Origin of the sequence: Nocardiopsis sp. ATB16-24 (assembly GCF_030271535.1) — a bacterium.
Classification (GTDB): domain Bacteria; phylum Actinomycetota; class Actinomycetes; order Streptosporangiales; family Streptosporangiaceae; genus Nocardiopsis.
In genome coordinates this window covers 39,833-56,118 of the sequence record NZ_JASCXJ010000019.1, presented here as the reverse complement: position 1 = coordinate 56,118, position 16,286 = coordinate 39,833, and the positions used below count along the sequence as shown (strand labels likewise).

The window sequence follows — 16,286 nt, the reverse complement described above, 5'->3', positions numbered from 1 at the left end:
GGTTCATCACCGGTCCGAAACCCCTTAGTCTGTCGCCCATGGGTGGATCTATCGAGCCGGGTTGGTATGCCGACCCGCAGGGCGATGCGCAAACGCTCAGATGGTGGAACGGTGACGAGTGGACACGGCATACCCGTTCCCTGAGCGAACTCCAGGGCGGTACCGGCGGCTCCGACGACGAGGAGGCTCCCACCACCTCTCTGGGCGGCTCCGGGCAGGAGCCCTCCCCTCCCATGGAGATCGAGGAGGAGGACCCCGGGACGGTGCGCCTGGGTCCGGCCGCTCCCCCCGAACCCCAGATCGGCGACGAACCCGGCACCGTCCGGATCGACCCGGCGTGGGCACAAAGAGCGGCGGCGGCTCCTGATGCCCCCGTGGACGACGAACCCAGCACCATCCGCATCAACCCCTCCTCGACACCGGACCCCTCCTCGCAGGCCACGCCCCCGCCGCCCTCCCCGCCCCAGATCGGCGACGAGCCCGGCACCATCCGGATCGACCCGGCGTGGGCACGCGACCCCTCCTCCGCCCCCGTGGACGACGAGCCCAGCACCATCCGCCTCGCCCCCTCCTCGACATCGGACACCGGCGACGAGGAACCCACCACGGACCTGGGCGCCACCGCGTCCGCCATGCGAACCGACCCGTCCGCTCCGGGAGGTCGGGACGACGACGAGATGCCGACCGCCGACCTCACCGACGACGACCTTCCCACCTCGGACCTGAGCGATGACGCGATCCCCACGTCGGACCTGAGCGGCAGCGTCGGCCAGGAGGTCCCCCGCACGGCGGTGTTCGACCCCGACGCCATCGGCCAGACCCCCCGCACCGCGGTGTTCGACCCCGATACCGGCGGCGAGACCTCCGGAACGGCCGTGCTCGAACCCGGCGACCCCGCGCTCTCCGGGGGCACGGAGGAGGACGACGGCAAGAAGGGCGGCAAGTTCAACAAGTTCCTCGGCAACCTCAAGGAGGGGTGGGCCGACCTCTCCGAGGAGCGCAAGGAACAGCGCCGCCAGGCCGAGGAGGAGGCGGCCAAGCGCCAGGAGGAGGAACGCCGACGTAAGGAGGCCGAACTCCGAGAGGCCGCCGAACGGCAGGAGGAGACCGAGCAGCGGCGGGAGGAGGCACGGCACCACTCCGAGGAGCAGGCCACCCCCCAGGAGCAGAACCCGGACTCGGCCTCCGGCGCACCCAGCGGCGCCCAACCGGCCGCGCCCTGGCCTTCCCCGCCCCGGCCGGACCAGCAGGCTTCGGGCCCCCAGCCCTCCGCCCGCCCCTTCCCCGGTGGACAACCCCCCACGTCCCATCCCTCGGGCCCCCAGCACGGATACTCCGCACCGCCCGCGGCCCCCTCCGGGCCCCAGCCCGGCGCGTTCCCCTCCCCGCCGCACTCCGGACCCCAGCCTCCCCCCCTGGGTCCCCCACCCGGGTACCAGCAGCCCCCCGGCTACTCGCCGCCCGGGTACCCGCCTCCCCAGCAGATGGGCGGAGCCCCTCCTCGCCCGCCACAGGGCCCCCACGGCCCGCCCCCGCACGCGATGGGCCGTCCCCCCGGCCCGCCGCCCGGCTACCCGCCCGTCCCGGGCCCGATGCCCGGTGGCCACGGCGGCCCGCCTCCGATGGGCGGAGGCCACGGTGGTCCACCTCCGATGGGCGGAGGCCACCCCGGCGGTCCTCCGCGCTCCCAGTGGGACCGGCCCGGAGTCCCGGGAGGACCCCCGCAGCCCTACCAGCAGCGGCCCCCGCACCAGCCCAAGAAACGACGCGGCTGCGGATGCGGCTGCTTCACGTTGCTCTTCGTCGTGCTCGTCCTGGGCATCCTGGCCTACCTCCAGTTCTGGGACGTGTGGGACTGGATGTACGCGATCTTCAACGTGGGCGCTCCCCCCGGCGTCTCCGACAGCTGGGTCTGGGACTGATTCCCTTCCGCAAGGGTGGCCGTGGCCGACGGTGCCGTCGGCCACCCTTCACCATCCCGGTCATACCGCGCGAACCTCTAAGCTGACCGGTATGAATGACAGTTTGGTGTGGATCGACTGCGAGATGACGGGCCTGGACTTCGAACGCGACGCGCTGATCGAGGTGGCCTGTCTGATCACCGACAGGGAGCTCAACATCCTCGACGAGGGTGTGGACGTCGTGATCAGACCCCCGCAGGCCGCACTGGACAACATGGGCGACTTCGTGCGCGAGATGCACACCTCCTCGGGCCTGCTCGACGAGCTGGACAAGGGCGTGACCCTGGAGGAGGCCGAGGACCTCGTCCTGGAGCACATCCGCCGGTACGTGACCGAGCCGCGCAAGGCCCCGCTGTGCGGCAACTCCATCGCCACCGACCGCACGTTCCTGGCACGTGACATGAAACGCATCGACGATTTCCTGCACTACCGGATGGTGGACGTGTCCTCCATCAAGGAGCTGCTGCGCCGCTGGTACCCGCGCGTGTACTACGCCAGCCCCGACAAGAACGGCGGCCACCGGGCACTGGCCGACATCACCGACAGCATCCATGAGCTGCGGTACTACCGCGCCGCGGCCTTCGTCCCCGAGCCCGGTCCGAACTCGGCCACCGCCCGCGCGATCGCCGCCGAAGTGGTCGCCGGCGGCACCGGAAGGAAGGCCCGCGAGGCCGCGGCCGGGGCACCCGAAGACGACTCGGCCGAAAACTGATCGAAGCACTCCTCAGAGTCGGCTAAGATCTCATACGTACGCAGGGCCGAGAGGTCAGGCGCACGTGGTGGGTGTAGCTCAGCTGGCAGAGCACTTGGTTGTGGTCCAAGATGTCGCGGGTTCAAGTCCCGTCACTCACCCCAGAGGCGAAGGCCCCTGACAAGCGCGAAAGCGCAGTGGTCAGGGGCTTTTGCGTGTTCGGGGGGTGCTCCGGCGGGTGCACGGGGCCGCGATCCCGGGTCGGTGAGTGCGCACCACCCATCCCGTCACTCACCGATGAGGCGGGGGTGCACCCGGATCCACAGCCGCGCACCGCACTCACAGATCTTTTCGACCATCACCGGCGCAGTCCAGCAGAACTTTCCCGACCAACCAGCCTTACCCCGATCGTTACGGGTGTGCGAGAGGAACCCTGGCACCCAGGGGTTCTGGGAGGTCGTGAGGCCCTTAAGTGACCCAGACACCGATCTCGACCTGTGTCTTGTCACTCCCCGCGCCTATTTGGCGTCGGCCTCCGGCGTCTGGGTGGCCGCCGACGAGGTCTACGGACGCAACCCCGATCTACGCGCCTTTTTGGAGGAACGCCGCACCGGGCACGTGATGGCGGTCTCTGTCACCGACCGCCTGGCCACCCCGCGCGGCCCGCTCCCGCTCAAAGAGCCGGCGGTGTGCTGCCCGGCACCGCCTGGCAGAAGCGCTCCGCGAGGGCCGGCGCCAAGGGGGAGCTTCTATGACTGGGCGCTCCTCCACGGCCGTGCGAACCGGGCCGGGGTGTGGTGGGTGCCGCCGCGCCACAATCGGATCACTGGTGAGCTGGCGTTCCACCGGTGTTACGCCCCCGAGCCGGTGCCTTTGGCCCGCCTGGTGGCGGTAGCCGGGTACTACTGGCGAGTGGAGGAGTCCTTCGCCCAGGGCAAGGGCCTGGCCGGACTGGATGAGCACCGGGTGCGGACATAGACCTCCTGGCACCGGTGGAGCTTGCTGGCCATGGTCGCCTACGCGTTCGTATCCCTGTGCCGTCCGCGGGAGGTTCGCCACCATCCGGATCCGGACGGGGTGGTGGCGTTGACCTGCAACGAGATCGCCCGCCTGTTCCACGCCCTGTTCAGATCCGAGTCCACCCAGGAGCACATGCTGGTCCGGTCGGTATTCAGACGCTCCCACCAAGCGCAGGTCCGGCACTGCCACTACCGCATACAGGAAGCCCGCGGATCATGACAAACCGGATCTACGAATGGAGCACTAAGGCCATTACCTGCGGAAGTGTTCTTGTCCGCACTTCTCGACATCCTGCCAGAAGCGCTTCCAGGGACTGTTCATCCCACGTGGTTTTTCCAAGTGTCCGCCCTCGACAATGGCCCGGAATACAGCGGGTGCGTCGGACTTGGAATAGCGGCGCCCTGCGGCTTTGGAAACCTCACGCATGAGGATCCCTTTGGGATCGGGAAACCGGCCGGTGTCTTTGCCCAGGCGCTTGGCGGGAAGTTTCCACGCCTGCATCACCGCGGGCAACGCTTCAGGGAAGAGGAGCATCCACGCCTCCATCTCGGCAACCGCCAGAACATAGTGTCCATGGCCCAGTTGCCTATGGATTTCCTGCTCCACACGCCGATGGGCTTCCACGTGGGCCGGACCGTCGACCGCATCGAAGTCCTCATGTACGTAGAGGCAGGCGACTCGGGTTCCAGGGCCGTGTTTCTCGGCGACACCCTCTGCTTTGTTGATAATCGAACGGACCCTTTTGGTGAGGTTCGTTCCCGTGGCCCTGTGCAGTCGGACCGTGTCTCGAATCTGCACGATGCTTCCGCGTAGGCCGGGCCTTTTCTCCTCCAGAAGGATCTTCAGGCTTTCACGGTCGTTGCGGTCCTCCCCGGCAATGACCACGACGGAGTGGGCTCGGCCCTTACCTCGCTTGGGGTGACGGCCACTCACAGACCACCGCCCAGCACTCCCGAAAACCACAGTTCACCCAGGGGAAGACCTTCGCTTCGTTCCACGACAGCCTCCAGTTGCCCCCGTGTGACAGCCGGGATCCGGGACGCTCCATCACTGTCCCGCTCACAGACGAGGAGCTCGTCCGGCCTGAGTCTGTCAGCCAAAGCCGGCGAATGGGTCGCTATGAGGAACTGGGTACGTTCACTCGCCTCACGTATCCGTTCCACGAGGAGTTCCAGGGCTTGAGGATGGAGCCCATGGTCGATCTCTTCAATGCAGGTCAGGGCTGGTGGACGTGGATCGTACAAAAGTGCGAGGAGATCGAGGAGCCGGATGGTTCCGTAGGAGGCGTCCGCCAGTTCGGTGGGCACACGGAGGCCACTTTCATGGAGAACCACGATGACCTCGCGTGCCGCTCCAGAAGGAAACTCGAAATCGATGCTTTGGAGTTGTGGAAGCACTTCCCTGGCATCGTTCACCAGACGCTTCCATGCCTCCAAATCGTTTCTCTTGAGCATGAACAGAAAAAGCGCGAGGTTCGAAGCGTCCTCGAAAAGGGCAGTTCCTGGGAGTGCGTGTGAGGGGAAACGCGAGGGAAATCGAGCCGAAGCCACATCCACGTCGAAAACACGAAACTCCGCAAGTCCTTCAGCCAAGGCCACCACCTCAGTGCCCCCGGCATCATCACTCAGACGAGGAAGGGTCGACAAACCGCTACTGAAGCGTTGCAGGCCGATTGAGTGGGTGATCGGGTCTTCGTCCTCGCTTTTACGCGTGTCCACGACCTGGGCCTTCTCACCCTGGATGGTGATACGCCGTCCGCGGCCTTTGGTTCTCTTGAACTGGAAACTCTCCTGCCGAGAGAGGGTTTCCCTGCCCTCCCTGCGACGTCTCGTGATCTGAAGCGCATACTCGTCGGGTGCGTTGGGGCTGCTGTGTTTCGTCCATGTCGCTTTGAGCCGAACGCGAATGTTGGAGGGAGTCCTATTCCCGCCACGAAACGCCGTGCTCTCGAACCCACCACGCGCTGCGAGCGCGGGCTCGATGTCGGTTTGGATGATGTCGGCCAGGAACCTGAAGACGTCCAGCACGTTGCTCTTGCCTGCCCCGTTGGGCCCGACCAACACGTTGAGCGGGCCAAGCGGGACACTGACTTGGCGCAGACTGCGGAAGTTCTGAACTTCGATTTCCAGCAAGCGCTTGTGCATAGCTCCCAGCGTTCGTTGTCGTCGTTCCAACCGGCCCAGAGAAAGAGATGTGATGGGCGGGCTCCGCCCCATGTGCTCGGAGAAGCAATTGCCACCGCAGTTGGAGCATCGGCATGCTCGGAGAGCAGCCCTCCGAACACTTCCCCTAAGCACCTTAGTAGCACCCATCCCCGCGTGCGCGGGGAGCACAAGGCAGTCGGACTACGCGCCTAGTCGCAAAGGACCATCCCCACGTGCGCGGGGAGAAACCTGCCCAGGCTCTGGGACATGTACTCCAACGCGGACCATCCCCACGTGCGTGGGGAGAAAGCCAGCTCATCAGCGACTTTATCCCTTAGGACCGCGCTGAGAGATGCCATCCTGAGAACACCTCGTGTCAGGCGTACGACCAGGGACGAGCGGGTCGATGTGCGGCCACATCCTCAGCAAGAGGGCATCGACATCGTGGGCTTCGACCAGACGGGAGGCCGTCGCGATCCAGAAGGACTGGGTGGTCTCGCCGAAGTAGGCGAGCAGGCGGCGGCGGAGAGCCTGGACCCGCACGGTCTGGGCATGTTCGCGTGAGGACTCGGAACAGTGCCCTCCCAGACACGGAAGGTGTTGAACGCTGCGGTCGCGACAAAAGGAGCGTCCACAGGTCGGGCAGGCCAGGTCGACAAATGGGTGGAGAGGACCGGTGCGTGCGGTACAACGGATCAACGGAGAAGTGGGGAGAGAAGCGGGCACACCAACGAAGCCGTAGCTGCGCGCCCGGCAGGAGAAGTGGGCAACGGAAACGTCCAGGTCCACCTGAACGAACAGTCGCGCATCAGCCACATCGTGGGGCCCGCGCGACGATCCTAGGAGTACCAGGTCGACGCTTAACCGGCGCGTCGACCGCCAGGGACGCCAGGGCACTCTCAATCGTGATGCCACAACGCATACCGGCAAATTTTCCAGCCGCCCCGATAACAGACACCGCTGTGCCCGGTCACCACCTTCTTCCAACTGTGCCTGGTCACAGCCCCTCCGCTCCCGACCATCCCCCTCCGTGGTGTTCGCCCCCGTGCCGACCTCTGGCTCACCAGCCCCACAAGGCCACTTTCTACACCTCATAAACCCCAGCGTTCACCTGCACCAATTTCCCGAAAACCCTTCCTGTCGATCTGACAAGAAGCTACGCTCGGGCCCATGCCGAACGAAACCTGGCGACCACCCCCCGTACTGCTCACCGTCGACCTGGTGATCCTCACCCTGCGCGCCTCGGCCCTGCACGTCCTTCTCATCGAGAGGGGCATCGAGCCCTACAAGGGCGAACTCGCCCTTCCCGGCGGATTCATCGCGGACGCCGGCGAGGACATCTTCGACGCCGCTCGCAGAGAACTCCGGGAAGAGGCCGGCCTCGACGCCACAGAACTCCACCTGGAGCAACTGGGCGCCTACGGCCGCCCAGGCCGCGACCCACGGGGGCGCATCGTCTCCGTCGCCTACCTCGCCATCGCCCCCGGCCTGCCCGAACCCGAAGCCGGTACCGACGCCTCCGCCGCCTCCTGGCTCCCCGTCGAGGAGGTCATCACCGGTGGTCGAACCCTCGCCTTCGACCACCGAAAGATCCTCGACGACGGGCTGGAGCGCGCCCGCACCAAGATCGAGCACACCGCGCTGGCCACGGCCTTCTGTGCCCCGACCTTCACCATCGCCGAACTCCAACGGGTCTACGAAGCGGTCTGGGGCTTCGACCTCGACCCGCGCAACTTCTACCGCAAGGTCCAGTCGGTGCCCGGTTTCCTCATCCCGCTCAACACGGACCGTCGCACCACCGGGGGCCGCCCCGCCCGCCTCTTCCGAGCCGGTCCCCAGCAGGAACTACGCCCACCGATCCTGCGGCCCCTGCCCCCGACCCGGAACGAGGAAGCGCGATGAGCAACGATCTCGTGGTGGTCCTGACCGCCCTGAACCTGGAATACCAGGCCGTGCGCGAGCGACTCCACTCTCCACGACCACACCGACACCCGCGAGGTACCTTGTTCGAGATCGGCGCTCTGCCCGGCGGTCGAGGGCGTGTGGTCCTCGGGCTCACGGGCAAGGGCAACCAGCCGTCCGCGGTGTTGGCCGAGCGGGCCATCCAGGAGTTCTCCCCCGCCGCACTGCTCTTCGTGGGTGTGGCCGGAGCCCTGTGGGACACACCGCCGTTGGGCGACGTGGTGGTGGCCACCCATGTGTACGCCTACCACGGCGGAACCAGCGAGGACGACGGTCTCAAGGCCCGGCCCCGGGTCTGGGAAACGGCGCACGAGATCGGCCAGACCGCCGCCCACCTGGCCAGGGTCGGCCAGTGGGCCCGCCACCGCCCATCGGACCACCCCCTTCCTCAGGCCCATATGGGGGCCATCGCCGCCGGTGAGGTCGTGCAGAACTCGCGCATCTCCCGAGAGGCGGAATGGATCCGGCAGACCTACAACGATGCGCTGGCCATCGAGATGGAGGGCGCCGGCGTCGCCCAGGCCGGGCACCTGAGCGGCTCCCCGGTGGCGATCGTGCGCGGTATCAGCGACCGGGCCGACGGAACCAAGGCCACCGAGGCGGACCGCAGGTGGCAACCGCTCGCCGCCGCGAACGCCGCCGCCTTCGCCCTCGCACTGGCCACCGAACTCGTCGAAGAGGAGCCTCCCACCATGCGCGAGAACAACACCCCCCGCGACTCCGGCGACGTCACCAACACCGCCTACGGCAGCGTCGGTGTCCAGGCCGGTCACGTCAGCGGCGGCACGTTCCATGTGTCGCTCGCCTCCCCCGGACCCGAGCCCATGGAACTCTCGGCCCGGATTTCGGCCCTGCGGGAGGAGCTGGCACGAGAGCGTTCCGCGGGGCGGATCGACACGGAGACCCACGAGGCCGCCTCCCAAGAGATCGACATCGCGAGCAAGGGGGTCGAGGAGGCCACGCCCCAGAGCAGGAAGACCTCCCTGCTGGCCCTGAAGCGACTCATGGGGCTCCTCGGCGACCTGACGTCGCTGGCCGCCAAGGTCGCGTCACTGATCACCGCGGTCAAGGGGGTCTCGTGAGCGGTCCCGAGACCATCAACACGGCCGGCCCTCATTCCTTCGTCGGAGTGCAGGTCGGGCAGATGCACGACTCCCACGTCTATGTGGTGGGCCCCGACGACCCGCCCGAGAACATCTACGAGGTGGGCGTTCGTTACCTGGAGTCCGGCGTCCCGGGTAAGGCACGCGAGCATCTCGAACGCGCCTATGCCCGAGGACTGGACGGCCCGGAGTTGCATTTCCACCGAGCCCTGGCCATCCTCAGCAAGCGCTCCTATCGAGACCTGGGCACAAGGGACCGCGCCGTCCTGAAAGAGCTGGAGTCGCGGACGGAGTCGATGGGCCATGATGAGCACGGGCAGGGCCTGAGCGTGGTCTTCGCCCTGCTCTCCTGTGTGGACGGCTCCGGCGGGAACTCCGACACCGCGATCACCCGGCTGCGCGCCCTTCCCTCTGTTCAGCGCACTCTGATCCTGCGCCATCTCGGCCTGGTCCTCACCGGCGGCATGAAGCAGGGTCTGTGGAACCAGGTCCGAGGCAACGCCCAGGAAAAACGCTTTTCCCGTGACCGGCGCGAGCGTGTCTGGTCCTACTTCGAGCCCGAACCGGCACCGGCCAGAGCCAGACACCCCGAGTCCGCGTCCTTCACCGGATGGGACGTCTTCAGCGGGCTCCTTCTGGCCATGGCGACCCTGACACCCATAGCGCTCATCATGAAGGCCGCTCTGACCCACGGCGACTTCCTGTCCTTGACCTCCTGCCTGGCGATGCTGACCCTGGGGCCGGCCGCGGCGTGGGACCTGTGCTCATGGCACCACAAGCACCGGCGCAGAGCCGCCTTGGAACGCGCGTACGGCTACCTGCGCTCCACCTCGTCACCGCCCAAGGGCGGGTTCGCCGACCGGGTGGACGAGGCGTTCGACCACTACTTCTTCACCTACGCCCCCGACCCCGCGGACAGGGCCGCGTGGCTGGACGGCACCAAGGGCGTGCGCCGATACCTGCGCGACGAGGTCACTCGCACCTACCGGGAGACCGGTGTCAGGGCCGACCAGGTGCGCTGGCTGATCCGGTTCATGGTCCGTGACGTGCGGTCGCGCTGGAACGAGGGGATGCCGCTGGAACCGCGCGATGTCCACAAGGTGAGCACGGCGGCCAAACTCCGGTGCACGACCCTGTTCCTGCTTCTGGTGGTGGCGACCGCGTCGGCCCTGACCTCGGCGTTCCAGCAGGCCCCGGTGGCCACGGTGGGCTGCGTCCTCCTCGCCTCGGTCACCGCCAGGTTCACGGTCCCCCTGTGGTTGAAGATCCACAGCGAACGTCGACGCTTCCGTGAGCAGTCGCAGGAGCGGCGGGAGATCATCGGCGCCCGTCGAGCCGAGCACGAGCGGTGGAAGAACAAACTGGAGGCACTACGCCCCTCTGAGGAGGAGATGGAGGGTTGGCTGGACGCGGACAAGACGCTGATCCTCGACGAGGTGTTGAAGCACTACGGCCTGGCCTGGCACGAGGTGATCGCCCACGCCTTCCTGCCGACCCCGAACCGGCCCTGCAAGTCCGCCCATGTGCGCCGGGGCCCTTGGCGCTATTCGAGGTATGAGATCAGGCTCTTCCTGGTCACCGACGAAGGGGTACGTGAGGCCGCCGCCGACCTCGACTTCGAGCGGGGGTGTTGGCGGCGCAGCGAGCGGAACAACTACCGCTTCGACGCGCTCTCCTCCGTCCAGGTGGAGATCGAGAGCGCACGCCGCTACACGTTGAACATCACTCTGACCAACGGGCCGACCCAGGAGATCCCGGTGTCCGACGTGCCCACGCTCGACACCGTGGAGGAGTCGCCGCAGAGCGAGAGTTCGGAGATCAACCTGGACGCCGCCGGGTTCTCCCACACGCTTCGCATCCTCGAAGGCATCGCCGCTGAGGGCAAATCGTGGTTCGAACGCGGTGTGGACCCGAAGCCCGCGTTCTCCTCCGACCGGCCCGTGACCGACGAACCTTCGCACGCGGGCACCACGACGGCGGCACGGGGTAGCGTGACCGTGCGCGAGCGGTCGACCCAACCGCTCCCTGGATGACGCAACGGCGCCGTCCGCCCTGTGCCGTACCGCGGGGACCGACTTCCGGACCCCCGATCGCACCCGGCCACCGGGGGTCCGGCACCGAACACCCCCGACACAACCCCCCGGAAGAACCATGACCTCCCGCATCATCGTCCGTCCCGGGCTCGCCCTCGACCAGGTCGAGCGGTCCCTGGGCATCACCGGGAATCCCCTGGACCGCGCTCACGCAGACCACGACGAGCACATGGCCACGGCTCGTGGTTTCGCCTGGGCTTCCCTGATCATGTCGACGGTTCTCGTGGTCTCCGTGGTCGCCGGTCTGGTCTGGCTCGGCATGCTCTCCGTCCTCGTCCTCTTCGTGACGGCTCCCACCGCGTTCGAGCACCGGAGACGCGGTGAAGCCCTTCCCGGGCCGCTCGACCACCCCGAGCGCCGATTCGCCTATGCCTGTCCCGACGACTACATCTGCCTTGACACGCTGACTCCGAAGGAGCGTGAGGTCGCCGACCGGCCGGCCACCGACGTCGACACCATCCTCGATAGCCGTCTGCCGGCTCCCTACTCCGGTCTGATCGACCACGCTCACAACCACGCCGTCCTGCCCACGGTCCAATGGCAGATCGCCAACGACCTGTTCAAGGTCGGCGACGGCATCCGACGCCTTGAGGACATCGACTCCTCCGGAAAGGCCGACCCCGCGGCCCGCTCCCGGGTCCAACGGGCTCTCGGTTCCCTACGGAGCCGGGCCACGAGGCGGGTCGAGGTGATCTCCTCCTACGCCGAGGCGATCCGCAGGGCCCGTGAACGTGTCGCCGACGCCGACGCCACCCGCAGGATGAACGAACTCCTGGCGGAGCTGGAAGACCTTCCCTCCGACTCCTCCCAGGAGCAGTCGCTCGCGTCGCTGGAGAACCTCAGGGCCTCCGCCGAAGCCGTCGCCGACCTGTACGAGGAGCTCTCCTAGGTCTCGGTTCCGATGACACGGAGACCCGCGGGTCCCTCACACCCGCTCTCCATGGCTTCTCTCCTCCAGCGCGAGACGGGGTGTCCCCGCCCTTTCCGTGGACGGGGACACCGTGGAGGGAACCTGTCAGCCGGTGTAGATGTTCAGGCCCCAGGAGTTCACCATCGGCAGGACCTCCTGGTAGTAGGTCATGCCGCCGGTGCGGCAGTTGCCCGAGCCGCCGGAGGTGAGGCCCTGGGCCTGCGTACCGGAGACGAAGGGACCACCGGAGTCGCCGGGCTCGGCGCACACGTTGGTGCGGGTGAGGCCGTTGACGGTGCCCTGCGGGTAGCGGATCGTCTGGTTGCGGGCCTGGATGGTGCCGCAGCGCCAGCCGGTGGTGATCCCGGAACGGCACACCGCCGAACCGAGGGGCGCCTGGGTGGTGCCGGTCACGAGCTGGTGAGCACCGGAGCTGTAGCGCGACACCAGGTTGCGCAAGGTGAAGTTGGAGACCTCGCGGACGAAGGCGGCGTCGTTACCGGGGAAGACCGAGTGCTGGAAGACCCCCACCCCGTCGGGAGGCACGGTGACCTGGGTGCCGGCCCGGCCGCAATGGCCCGCGGTCACGAAGCCGCGCCGGCCGAGGCCGTCGGTCGCGGCGAACCCGATCGTGCAGCGGCTACTGCCCGAGTAGAAGGGCATACCGCCGATGATGTCGGCGTAGACCTGGGGGGCCTGGTCGGTCTCCACGACCTGGACCGCGGAGGCCTCCACCCCGACCTCGGCGATCAGACCGTCGATGTCGGCGCCGGAGCCCTCCAGCACCTCGATCACGACCGTGTCGCTCTCCACGTCCGGGTACCAGCCCAGCACGCCCTCCTGGACGGAGGCCTCGTTGAGGTCCTCCACCACCTCGGCCAGGCCCTCGGTGCCGTAGGAGACCACGGTGGCCTCGGCGCCGGTGGCCTCCACGGCCTCAACGGCCGCGGTGTCGGTCACCAGGACGGTGAGCTCGTGGGTGTCGGTGTCGAACAGCGAGCCGGCGTAGGCCGCACCGGCGGCCTCCGTGGCCTCGGCGTCGGTGTCCAGGGCGTCTTCCTGGGCTTCCAAGAGTGCTTCGGCTTCGGCCTGAGTGAGGTCGAGGTCGCGCTTGAGCGCGTCCACCATGCCGGCGGCGGCGACGGTGTCGTCGGCGACGGGGTTCTGGGGTACCGGTCCGGGCGCCGCAAGGGCTCCGGGGGCCATGGACAGTGCCAAGCCGAAGGCCAGTGCTCCTGTGCCTACGGCGGAGATAACGGGGGAGGGTCGCATAGGTCCCTGATTCTCCAAAGGGGGATTGGCGGGTCGGGCCTCAGTTCCTGTAGGAACGGAAAGCCCTTTTTACACATCGGAGTTGATCCGATTCACGAAGTTCACCGATACATCCGGTAAACGGTCCCCCACCATAGGTGCCCACACGGGCAATGGAAAGACCCCTTATAAAACGGATTCTGTTGTTTCTCATGGTGTTATAGATGCAAAAATCATGGCGATGACCTTCGCATCGCCATACACGAGTTCTCCCCCACACCACAAGAAACACGACGGAGAAGAGTGGCCGAAGCGATCGGCCACGATTCGCCCCGGACCGAAGCCGTGCGGGTCCTCTGCACCGGCCCGAACACGCTCCGACACCGACGCCGCCGCCAAGGGACAAGCGGGACCACCGTTCGGGTCTGGGACGGGAACGCACGGGGAACGCTCACCGGCCGGGACCGGCGCGTGAGCGTCAGGAGTCCATGGCCGTCCATTCGGACTCACCGCGCAGCACACAGAACTCGTTGCCTTCGGGATCGGCGAGGACCGCCCAGCCCGAGCCATCGGGGTCACGGTGGTCGGCGACGAAGGTGGCTCCCAGACCCAGCAACCGCTCCACCTCCTGGTCCCGCGAGATCTGGGGACGCAGACACAGGTGGATCCGGTTCTTGACCGTCTTGGCCTCCGGCACCTGGTTGAAGTACGGCATCAGCCCCTCGGCCAACGGCACCTGAGTCTCCCCGTCCCCCGGTCTGCTCTCCGGATGCGGCGGACGGCCGGTCACACCGCTCCAGAACCGAGCCAGTTCGTAGGCATCCGCACAGTCGATCGCCACGTTCTGCACCACCGAGACCATGCGCGTAAGCCTTCTCGTCCTTCGCGCCGAAAGCAACGGGTCTGTTCCTGAGACGCCATCGTTTCCGGGGCCGGAAACACCCCCGGACGACCGGCCCATGGGCGACGTCATCGCGAAAGGACGGGGGTCTTTCACTGAGCGGCGGACCGGATGGCGGTGGACACCGCGTCCAGGGCCATCAATCGGACGGTGTCGACGTGGGCGTCGATCTCGCCCGTGGAGGCGGCGACGAAGGCGTCACCGTCGAAACGCGTGTGAGGCGGGGTCAACGCTCTGGCGAGGCCGTCATGGGCGCCCTGCGCCACGATGTGGCACTCGACCTTGTTCAGCTTGGCGTTGGTCACCACCACACCGATCGTGGTGTGGACCCGGGAGTGCTCGAAGGCGAACGGCTCGTCCAGGGCGGCCACCGCGTCCAGCTTCGGTGCGCCGTCTCCGTTGTCGACGTCCCCGTAGGCGTTCACCGCGCAGAGCGCCCCGACGACCAGGTCGTCCAGGTGCGACTCGGCGTAGCGCAACCCGCCGGGGCGGCGGTGCTCGGGGCCGCGCCAGTGCGAGGCGTGGGCTCCGGTCCCCGCTCCGAGCCGACCCGACACCGGGCTTCCCGATGCGCGGGCCGCGGCGGTGGCCGCCCGATAGCCGTCGTCCGCGGTGGGACGTACACGGGAATCACCCACCGCCAGGTCGAACAGGGCCAGGGTCGGGACCACCGGCACACGACCGCCCGGTGTGGGCACTCCTCGCCCGCTCTCCTCAAGGAATCGCATGGCGCCGTCCGCGCTGGCTAGCCCGAACGCCGATCCGCCGGTGAGGACCACCGCGTCGATGTTCAGGACGGCCTTGTCGGGGGCCAGGGCGGCGAGCTCCCGTGTGGCGGGGGCGCCACCACGGACCTCCGCCGAGGCCACCGTGCCGTCCGGAAGGAGGACCACGGTGCAGCCGGTCCGCGCCACGGGGTCGGTCCAGTGCCCCACGCCGACGCCCCGGACACCGACCACATCGGTCACGGTCGCCATGTCGACCCCCTCGGTCTCTACCCGTCGATGCTTTCCCGCCGACAGTGGACTCCTCGTCGAGTCCCCGCCCGGTGGCACGCCGGCCAGGAGGAGTCTCCGAACCTTCCACGGGAGCGGTGAGGACCCCCGCACCGGACGACCACCGTCCGTGCGTCCTGACCTCGGCACCGGTGAACGCGCCGGCACGCTGGTTCCGTGGGGTGGTGTCGACGTCCTCGCCCGCCGCGGTCCCTCCCCGAAGAAGAGGCCGTCCATTCGTACCGGAAGCCTCGACCCTAACGCAGTCCGAACCCACCCCTTCCTTCTCCCTCGGCGCCGTGGACGGCATGTCGGGGCCCGCTCCCCCGAAACGATCGACGTTCCCGAAGCCGCATCGGTGAGGAACACATCCGGGTGCGACCCGGCCCCACGGCACCGAGGATCGGCGTGAGGGCGACAGTGATCATGGACTGATCTGCGCAAAGGCGAACGCCCGGCAGGGAACGCCCGGGTACGCCCTATTAAGGAGATCCGCGTCAAAGGGGGATTTTCACGACCCACCACCGTACTCACGGCTTCGGACCCTGCGAACGCGGATCGGGGCCTGGCGGAAAACGGTCTCCTCGCCCAAGGACCTTCCAGGTTCTCCCGGTCGTCGACCCCAAGAAGATCGACCGGTCAGTAGAAGAAGCCCGCGACACCACGACCGGCCGCGACAGCGGTCCCGCACCAGCCCATGCACGACTCCGCGGCTTGCAGGACATAGGGGTCGATGGCGGCCTTGCGTTCCTCGGTGACTTCCTCCCACTGTGCCAGGGCCTTCTCGCACTCCGCGAGGCTCCACTCCCCGTAGCAGGGAAAACCCTCGGACGAGATCGGAATCGGGGAGGGAGCGCTCCCCATACCGAGGTCCTCGACCCTGACCGCGGTCACGCCCAGTTCCGCCAGTCCCTCGCCGACCGTCTCCAGCCACCCGGCCTTCATCGGGGAGAAGTTGGAGTTGTCCAGAAAACGGCCGTGGAACTCACAGATCCACTTGAAGGCGTAGTTGTACGTGACGCTGTGCTTCTCGTCGAAGGGGCCACCGTCCGATGACCGCGCGGATCGCCTCGTAGATGGGAAGGTGTTCGTCCTCGGTGAGGGGAGAGGACTGGTCGTCGAAGTGAGCCAGGTGCTGTTTGAACCGACCGCCGATCATCCGGCGCATCTTGGCGTCCTTCGAACCGACAGAACCGTTCAGAACGTCGAGGTCGACCACATATGTCATCAGTCCGTAGCTCATATTCGAAAAACT

The 16,286-nt window shown here is 67.4% G+C and carries 14 protein-coding genes, 1 tRNA gene and 1 pseudogene; 9 read left to right on the top strand and 7 right to left on the bottom strand.

Going from position 1 to position 16,286, the window contains the following annotated elements; translation table 11 throughout:
* The first annotated feature begins 38 nt into the window (after window positions 1-38).
* The 4 genes and pseudogenes from PFX91_RS18645 to PFX91_RS23275 all read left to right on the top strand — a co-directional run.
* The gene (locus tag PFX91_RS18645; RefSeq protein ID WP_285733608.1) at window positions 39-1,922 is read left to right on the top strand and encodes a DUF2510 domain-containing protein; all 1,884 of its coding nucleotides are present in this window, start codon (window positions 39-41) and stop codon (window positions 1,920-1,922) included.
* Window positions 1,923-2,013: 91 nt separating this feature from the next.
* Complete coding sequence (gene orn, locus PFX91_RS18640; protein ID WP_285733606.1) at window positions 2,014-2,673, top strand: oligoribonuclease; 660 nt, start codon at window positions 2,014-2,016, stop codon at window positions 2,671-2,673.
* A gap of 67 nt (window positions 2,674-2,740) precedes the next feature.
* Window positions 2,741-2,816 (top strand) — tRNA-His (locus PFX91_RS18635).
* 373 nt (window positions 2,817-3,189) lie between these two features.
* Window positions 3,190-3,891 (top strand): annotated as a pseudogene (locus PFX91_RS23275) (transposase family protein); the annotation flags it as partial.
* 33 nt (window positions 3,892-3,924) lie between these two features.
* On the opposite strand, the gene PFX91_RS18620 reads toward PFX91_RS23275, so the two are convergent.
* Both PFX91_RS18620 and PFX91_RS18615 read right to left on the bottom strand, forming a co-directional pair.
* On the bottom strand, window positions 3,925-4,557 hold the full coding sequence (locus PFX91_RS18620; RefSeq protein WP_285733600.1) for a hypothetical protein: 633 nt from the start codon (window positions 4,555-4,557) through the stop codon (window positions 3,925-3,927).
* 44 nt (window positions 4,558-4,601) lie between these two features.
* Window positions 4,602-5,816, bottom strand: a complete 1,215-nt coding sequence (locus PFX91_RS18615; RefSeq protein ID WP_285733598.1) for an AAA family ATPase — start codon at window positions 5,814-5,816, stop codon at window positions 4,602-4,604.
* Window positions 5,817-6,224: 408 nt separating this feature from the next.
* Between PFX91_RS18615 and PFX91_RS18610 the strand changes: the two genes are divergently transcribed.
* The 5 genes from PFX91_RS18610 (at window position 6,225) to PFX91_RS18590 (ending at window position 11,863) form a co-directional block, all read left to right on the top strand.
* The gene (locus PFX91_RS18610) at window positions 6,225-6,380 is read left to right on the top strand and encodes a hypothetical protein (protein ID WP_285733596.1); all 156 of its coding nucleotides are present in this window, start codon (window positions 6,225-6,227) and stop codon (window positions 6,378-6,380) included.
* A gap of 606 nt (window positions 6,381-6,986) precedes the next feature.
* A complete protein-coding gene (locus PFX91_RS18605) occupies window positions 6,987-7,718 on the top strand; it encodes an NUDIX hydrolase (RefSeq protein ID WP_285733594.1) in 732 nt (243 codons plus the stop codon).
* A complete protein-coding gene (locus tag PFX91_RS18600; protein WP_285733592.1) occupies window positions 7,715-8,860 on the top strand; it encodes a 5'-methylthioadenosine/S-adenosylhomocysteine nucleosidase family protein in 1,146 nt (381 codons plus the stop codon). The genes PFX91_RS18605 and PFX91_RS18600 overlap by 4 nt, the downstream gene beginning before the upstream one ends.
* Window positions 8,857-10,914: a hypothetical protein gene (locus PFX91_RS18595; protein ID WP_285733590.1), complete on the top strand. Its 2,058-nt coding sequence runs from the start codon at window positions 8,857-8,859 to the stop codon at window positions 10,912-10,914. Before PFX91_RS18600 ends, PFX91_RS18595 begins: the two co-directional genes overlap by 4 nt.
* Before the next feature lie 118 nt (window positions 10,915-11,032).
* A complete protein-coding gene (locus tag PFX91_RS18590; protein ID WP_285733588.1) occupies window positions 11,033-11,863 on the top strand; it encodes a hypothetical protein in 831 nt (276 codons plus the stop codon).
* 126 nt (window positions 11,864-11,989) lie between these two features.
* Here the strand turns inward: PFX91_RS18590 and PFX91_RS18585 are convergent, their stop codons facing one another.
* The 5 genes from PFX91_RS18585 to PFX91_RS23170 all read right to left on the bottom strand — a co-directional run bounded on the left by PFX91_RS18585 (window position 11,990) and on the right by PFX91_RS23170 (window position 16,274).
* Complete coding sequence (locus PFX91_RS18585; protein ID WP_285733587.1) at window positions 11,990-13,156, bottom strand: S1 family peptidase; 1,167 nt, start codon at window positions 13,154-13,156, stop codon at window positions 11,990-11,992.
* 457 nt (window positions 13,157-13,613) lie between these two features.
* Window positions 13,614-13,997 carry a VOC family protein gene (locus tag PFX91_RS18580; RefSeq protein ID WP_285733585.1) on the bottom strand — a complete coding sequence of 128 codons (384 nt, stop codon included), beginning with the start codon at window positions 13,995-13,997 and terminating at the stop codon, window positions 13,614-13,616.
* A 131-nt stretch (window positions 13,998-14,128) separates the two neighbouring features.
* A complete protein-coding gene (locus PFX91_RS18575) occupies window positions 14,129-15,013 on the bottom strand; it encodes a P1 family peptidase (RefSeq protein WP_285733583.1) in 885 nt (294 codons plus the stop codon).
* A gap of 657 nt (window positions 15,014-15,670) precedes the next feature.
* Window positions 15,671-16,024 carry a DUF7691 family protein gene (locus tag PFX91_RS23175; RefSeq protein ID WP_502888336.1) on the bottom strand — a complete coding sequence of 118 codons (354 nt, stop codon included), beginning with the start codon at window positions 16,022-16,024 and terminating at the stop codon, window positions 15,671-15,673.
* Window positions 16,017-16,274, bottom strand: coding sequence for a DUF7691 family protein (locus PFX91_RS23170; RefSeq protein WP_352231702.1), 258 nt, complete (start codon window positions 16,272-16,274; stop codon window positions 16,017-16,019). The genes PFX91_RS23175 and PFX91_RS23170 overlap by 8 nt, the downstream gene beginning before the upstream one ends.
* Between the last annotated feature and the right edge of the window lie 12 nt (window positions 16,275-16,286).

Coding starts and splice junctions, on each gene's coding strand:
- PFX91_RS18600 (WP_285733592.1), top strand. CDS start 7,715: ATGAGCAACGATCTCGTGGTGGTCCTGACCGCCCTGAACCTGGAATAC.
- PFX91_RS18585 (WP_285733587.1), bottom strand. CDS start 13,156: ATGCGACCCTCCCCCGTTATCTCCGCCGTAGGCACAGGAGCACTGGCC.
- PFX91_RS23170 (WP_352231702.1), bottom strand. CDS start 16,274: ATGAGCTACGGACTGATGACATATGTGGTCGACCTCGACGTTCTGAAC.
- orn (WP_285733606.1), top strand. CDS start 2,014: ATGAATGACAGTTTGGTGTGGATCGACTGCGAGATGACGGGCCTGGAC.
- PFX91_RS18645 (WP_285733608.1), top strand. CDS start 39: ATGGGTGGATCTATCGAGCCGGGTTGGTATGCCGACCCGCAGGGCGAT.
- PFX91_RS18590 (WP_285733588.1), top strand. CDS start 11,033: ATGACCTCCCGCATCATCGTCCGTCCCGGGCTCGCCCTCGACCAGGTC.
- PFX91_RS18605 (WP_285733594.1), top strand. CDS start 6,987: ATGCCGAACGAAACCTGGCGACCACCCCCCGTACTGCTCACCGTCGAC.
- PFX91_RS18575 (WP_285733583.1), bottom strand. CDS start 15,013: ATGGCGACCGTGACCGATGTGGTCGGTGTCCGGGGCGTCGGCGTGGGG.
- PFX91_RS18615 (WP_285733598.1), bottom strand. CDS start 5,816: ATGCACAAGCGCTTGCTGGAAATCGAAGTTCAGAACTTCCGCAGTCTG.
- PFX91_RS18580 (WP_285733585.1), bottom strand. CDS start 13,997: ATGGTCTCGGTGGTGCAGAACGTGGCGATCGACTGTGCGGATGCCTAC.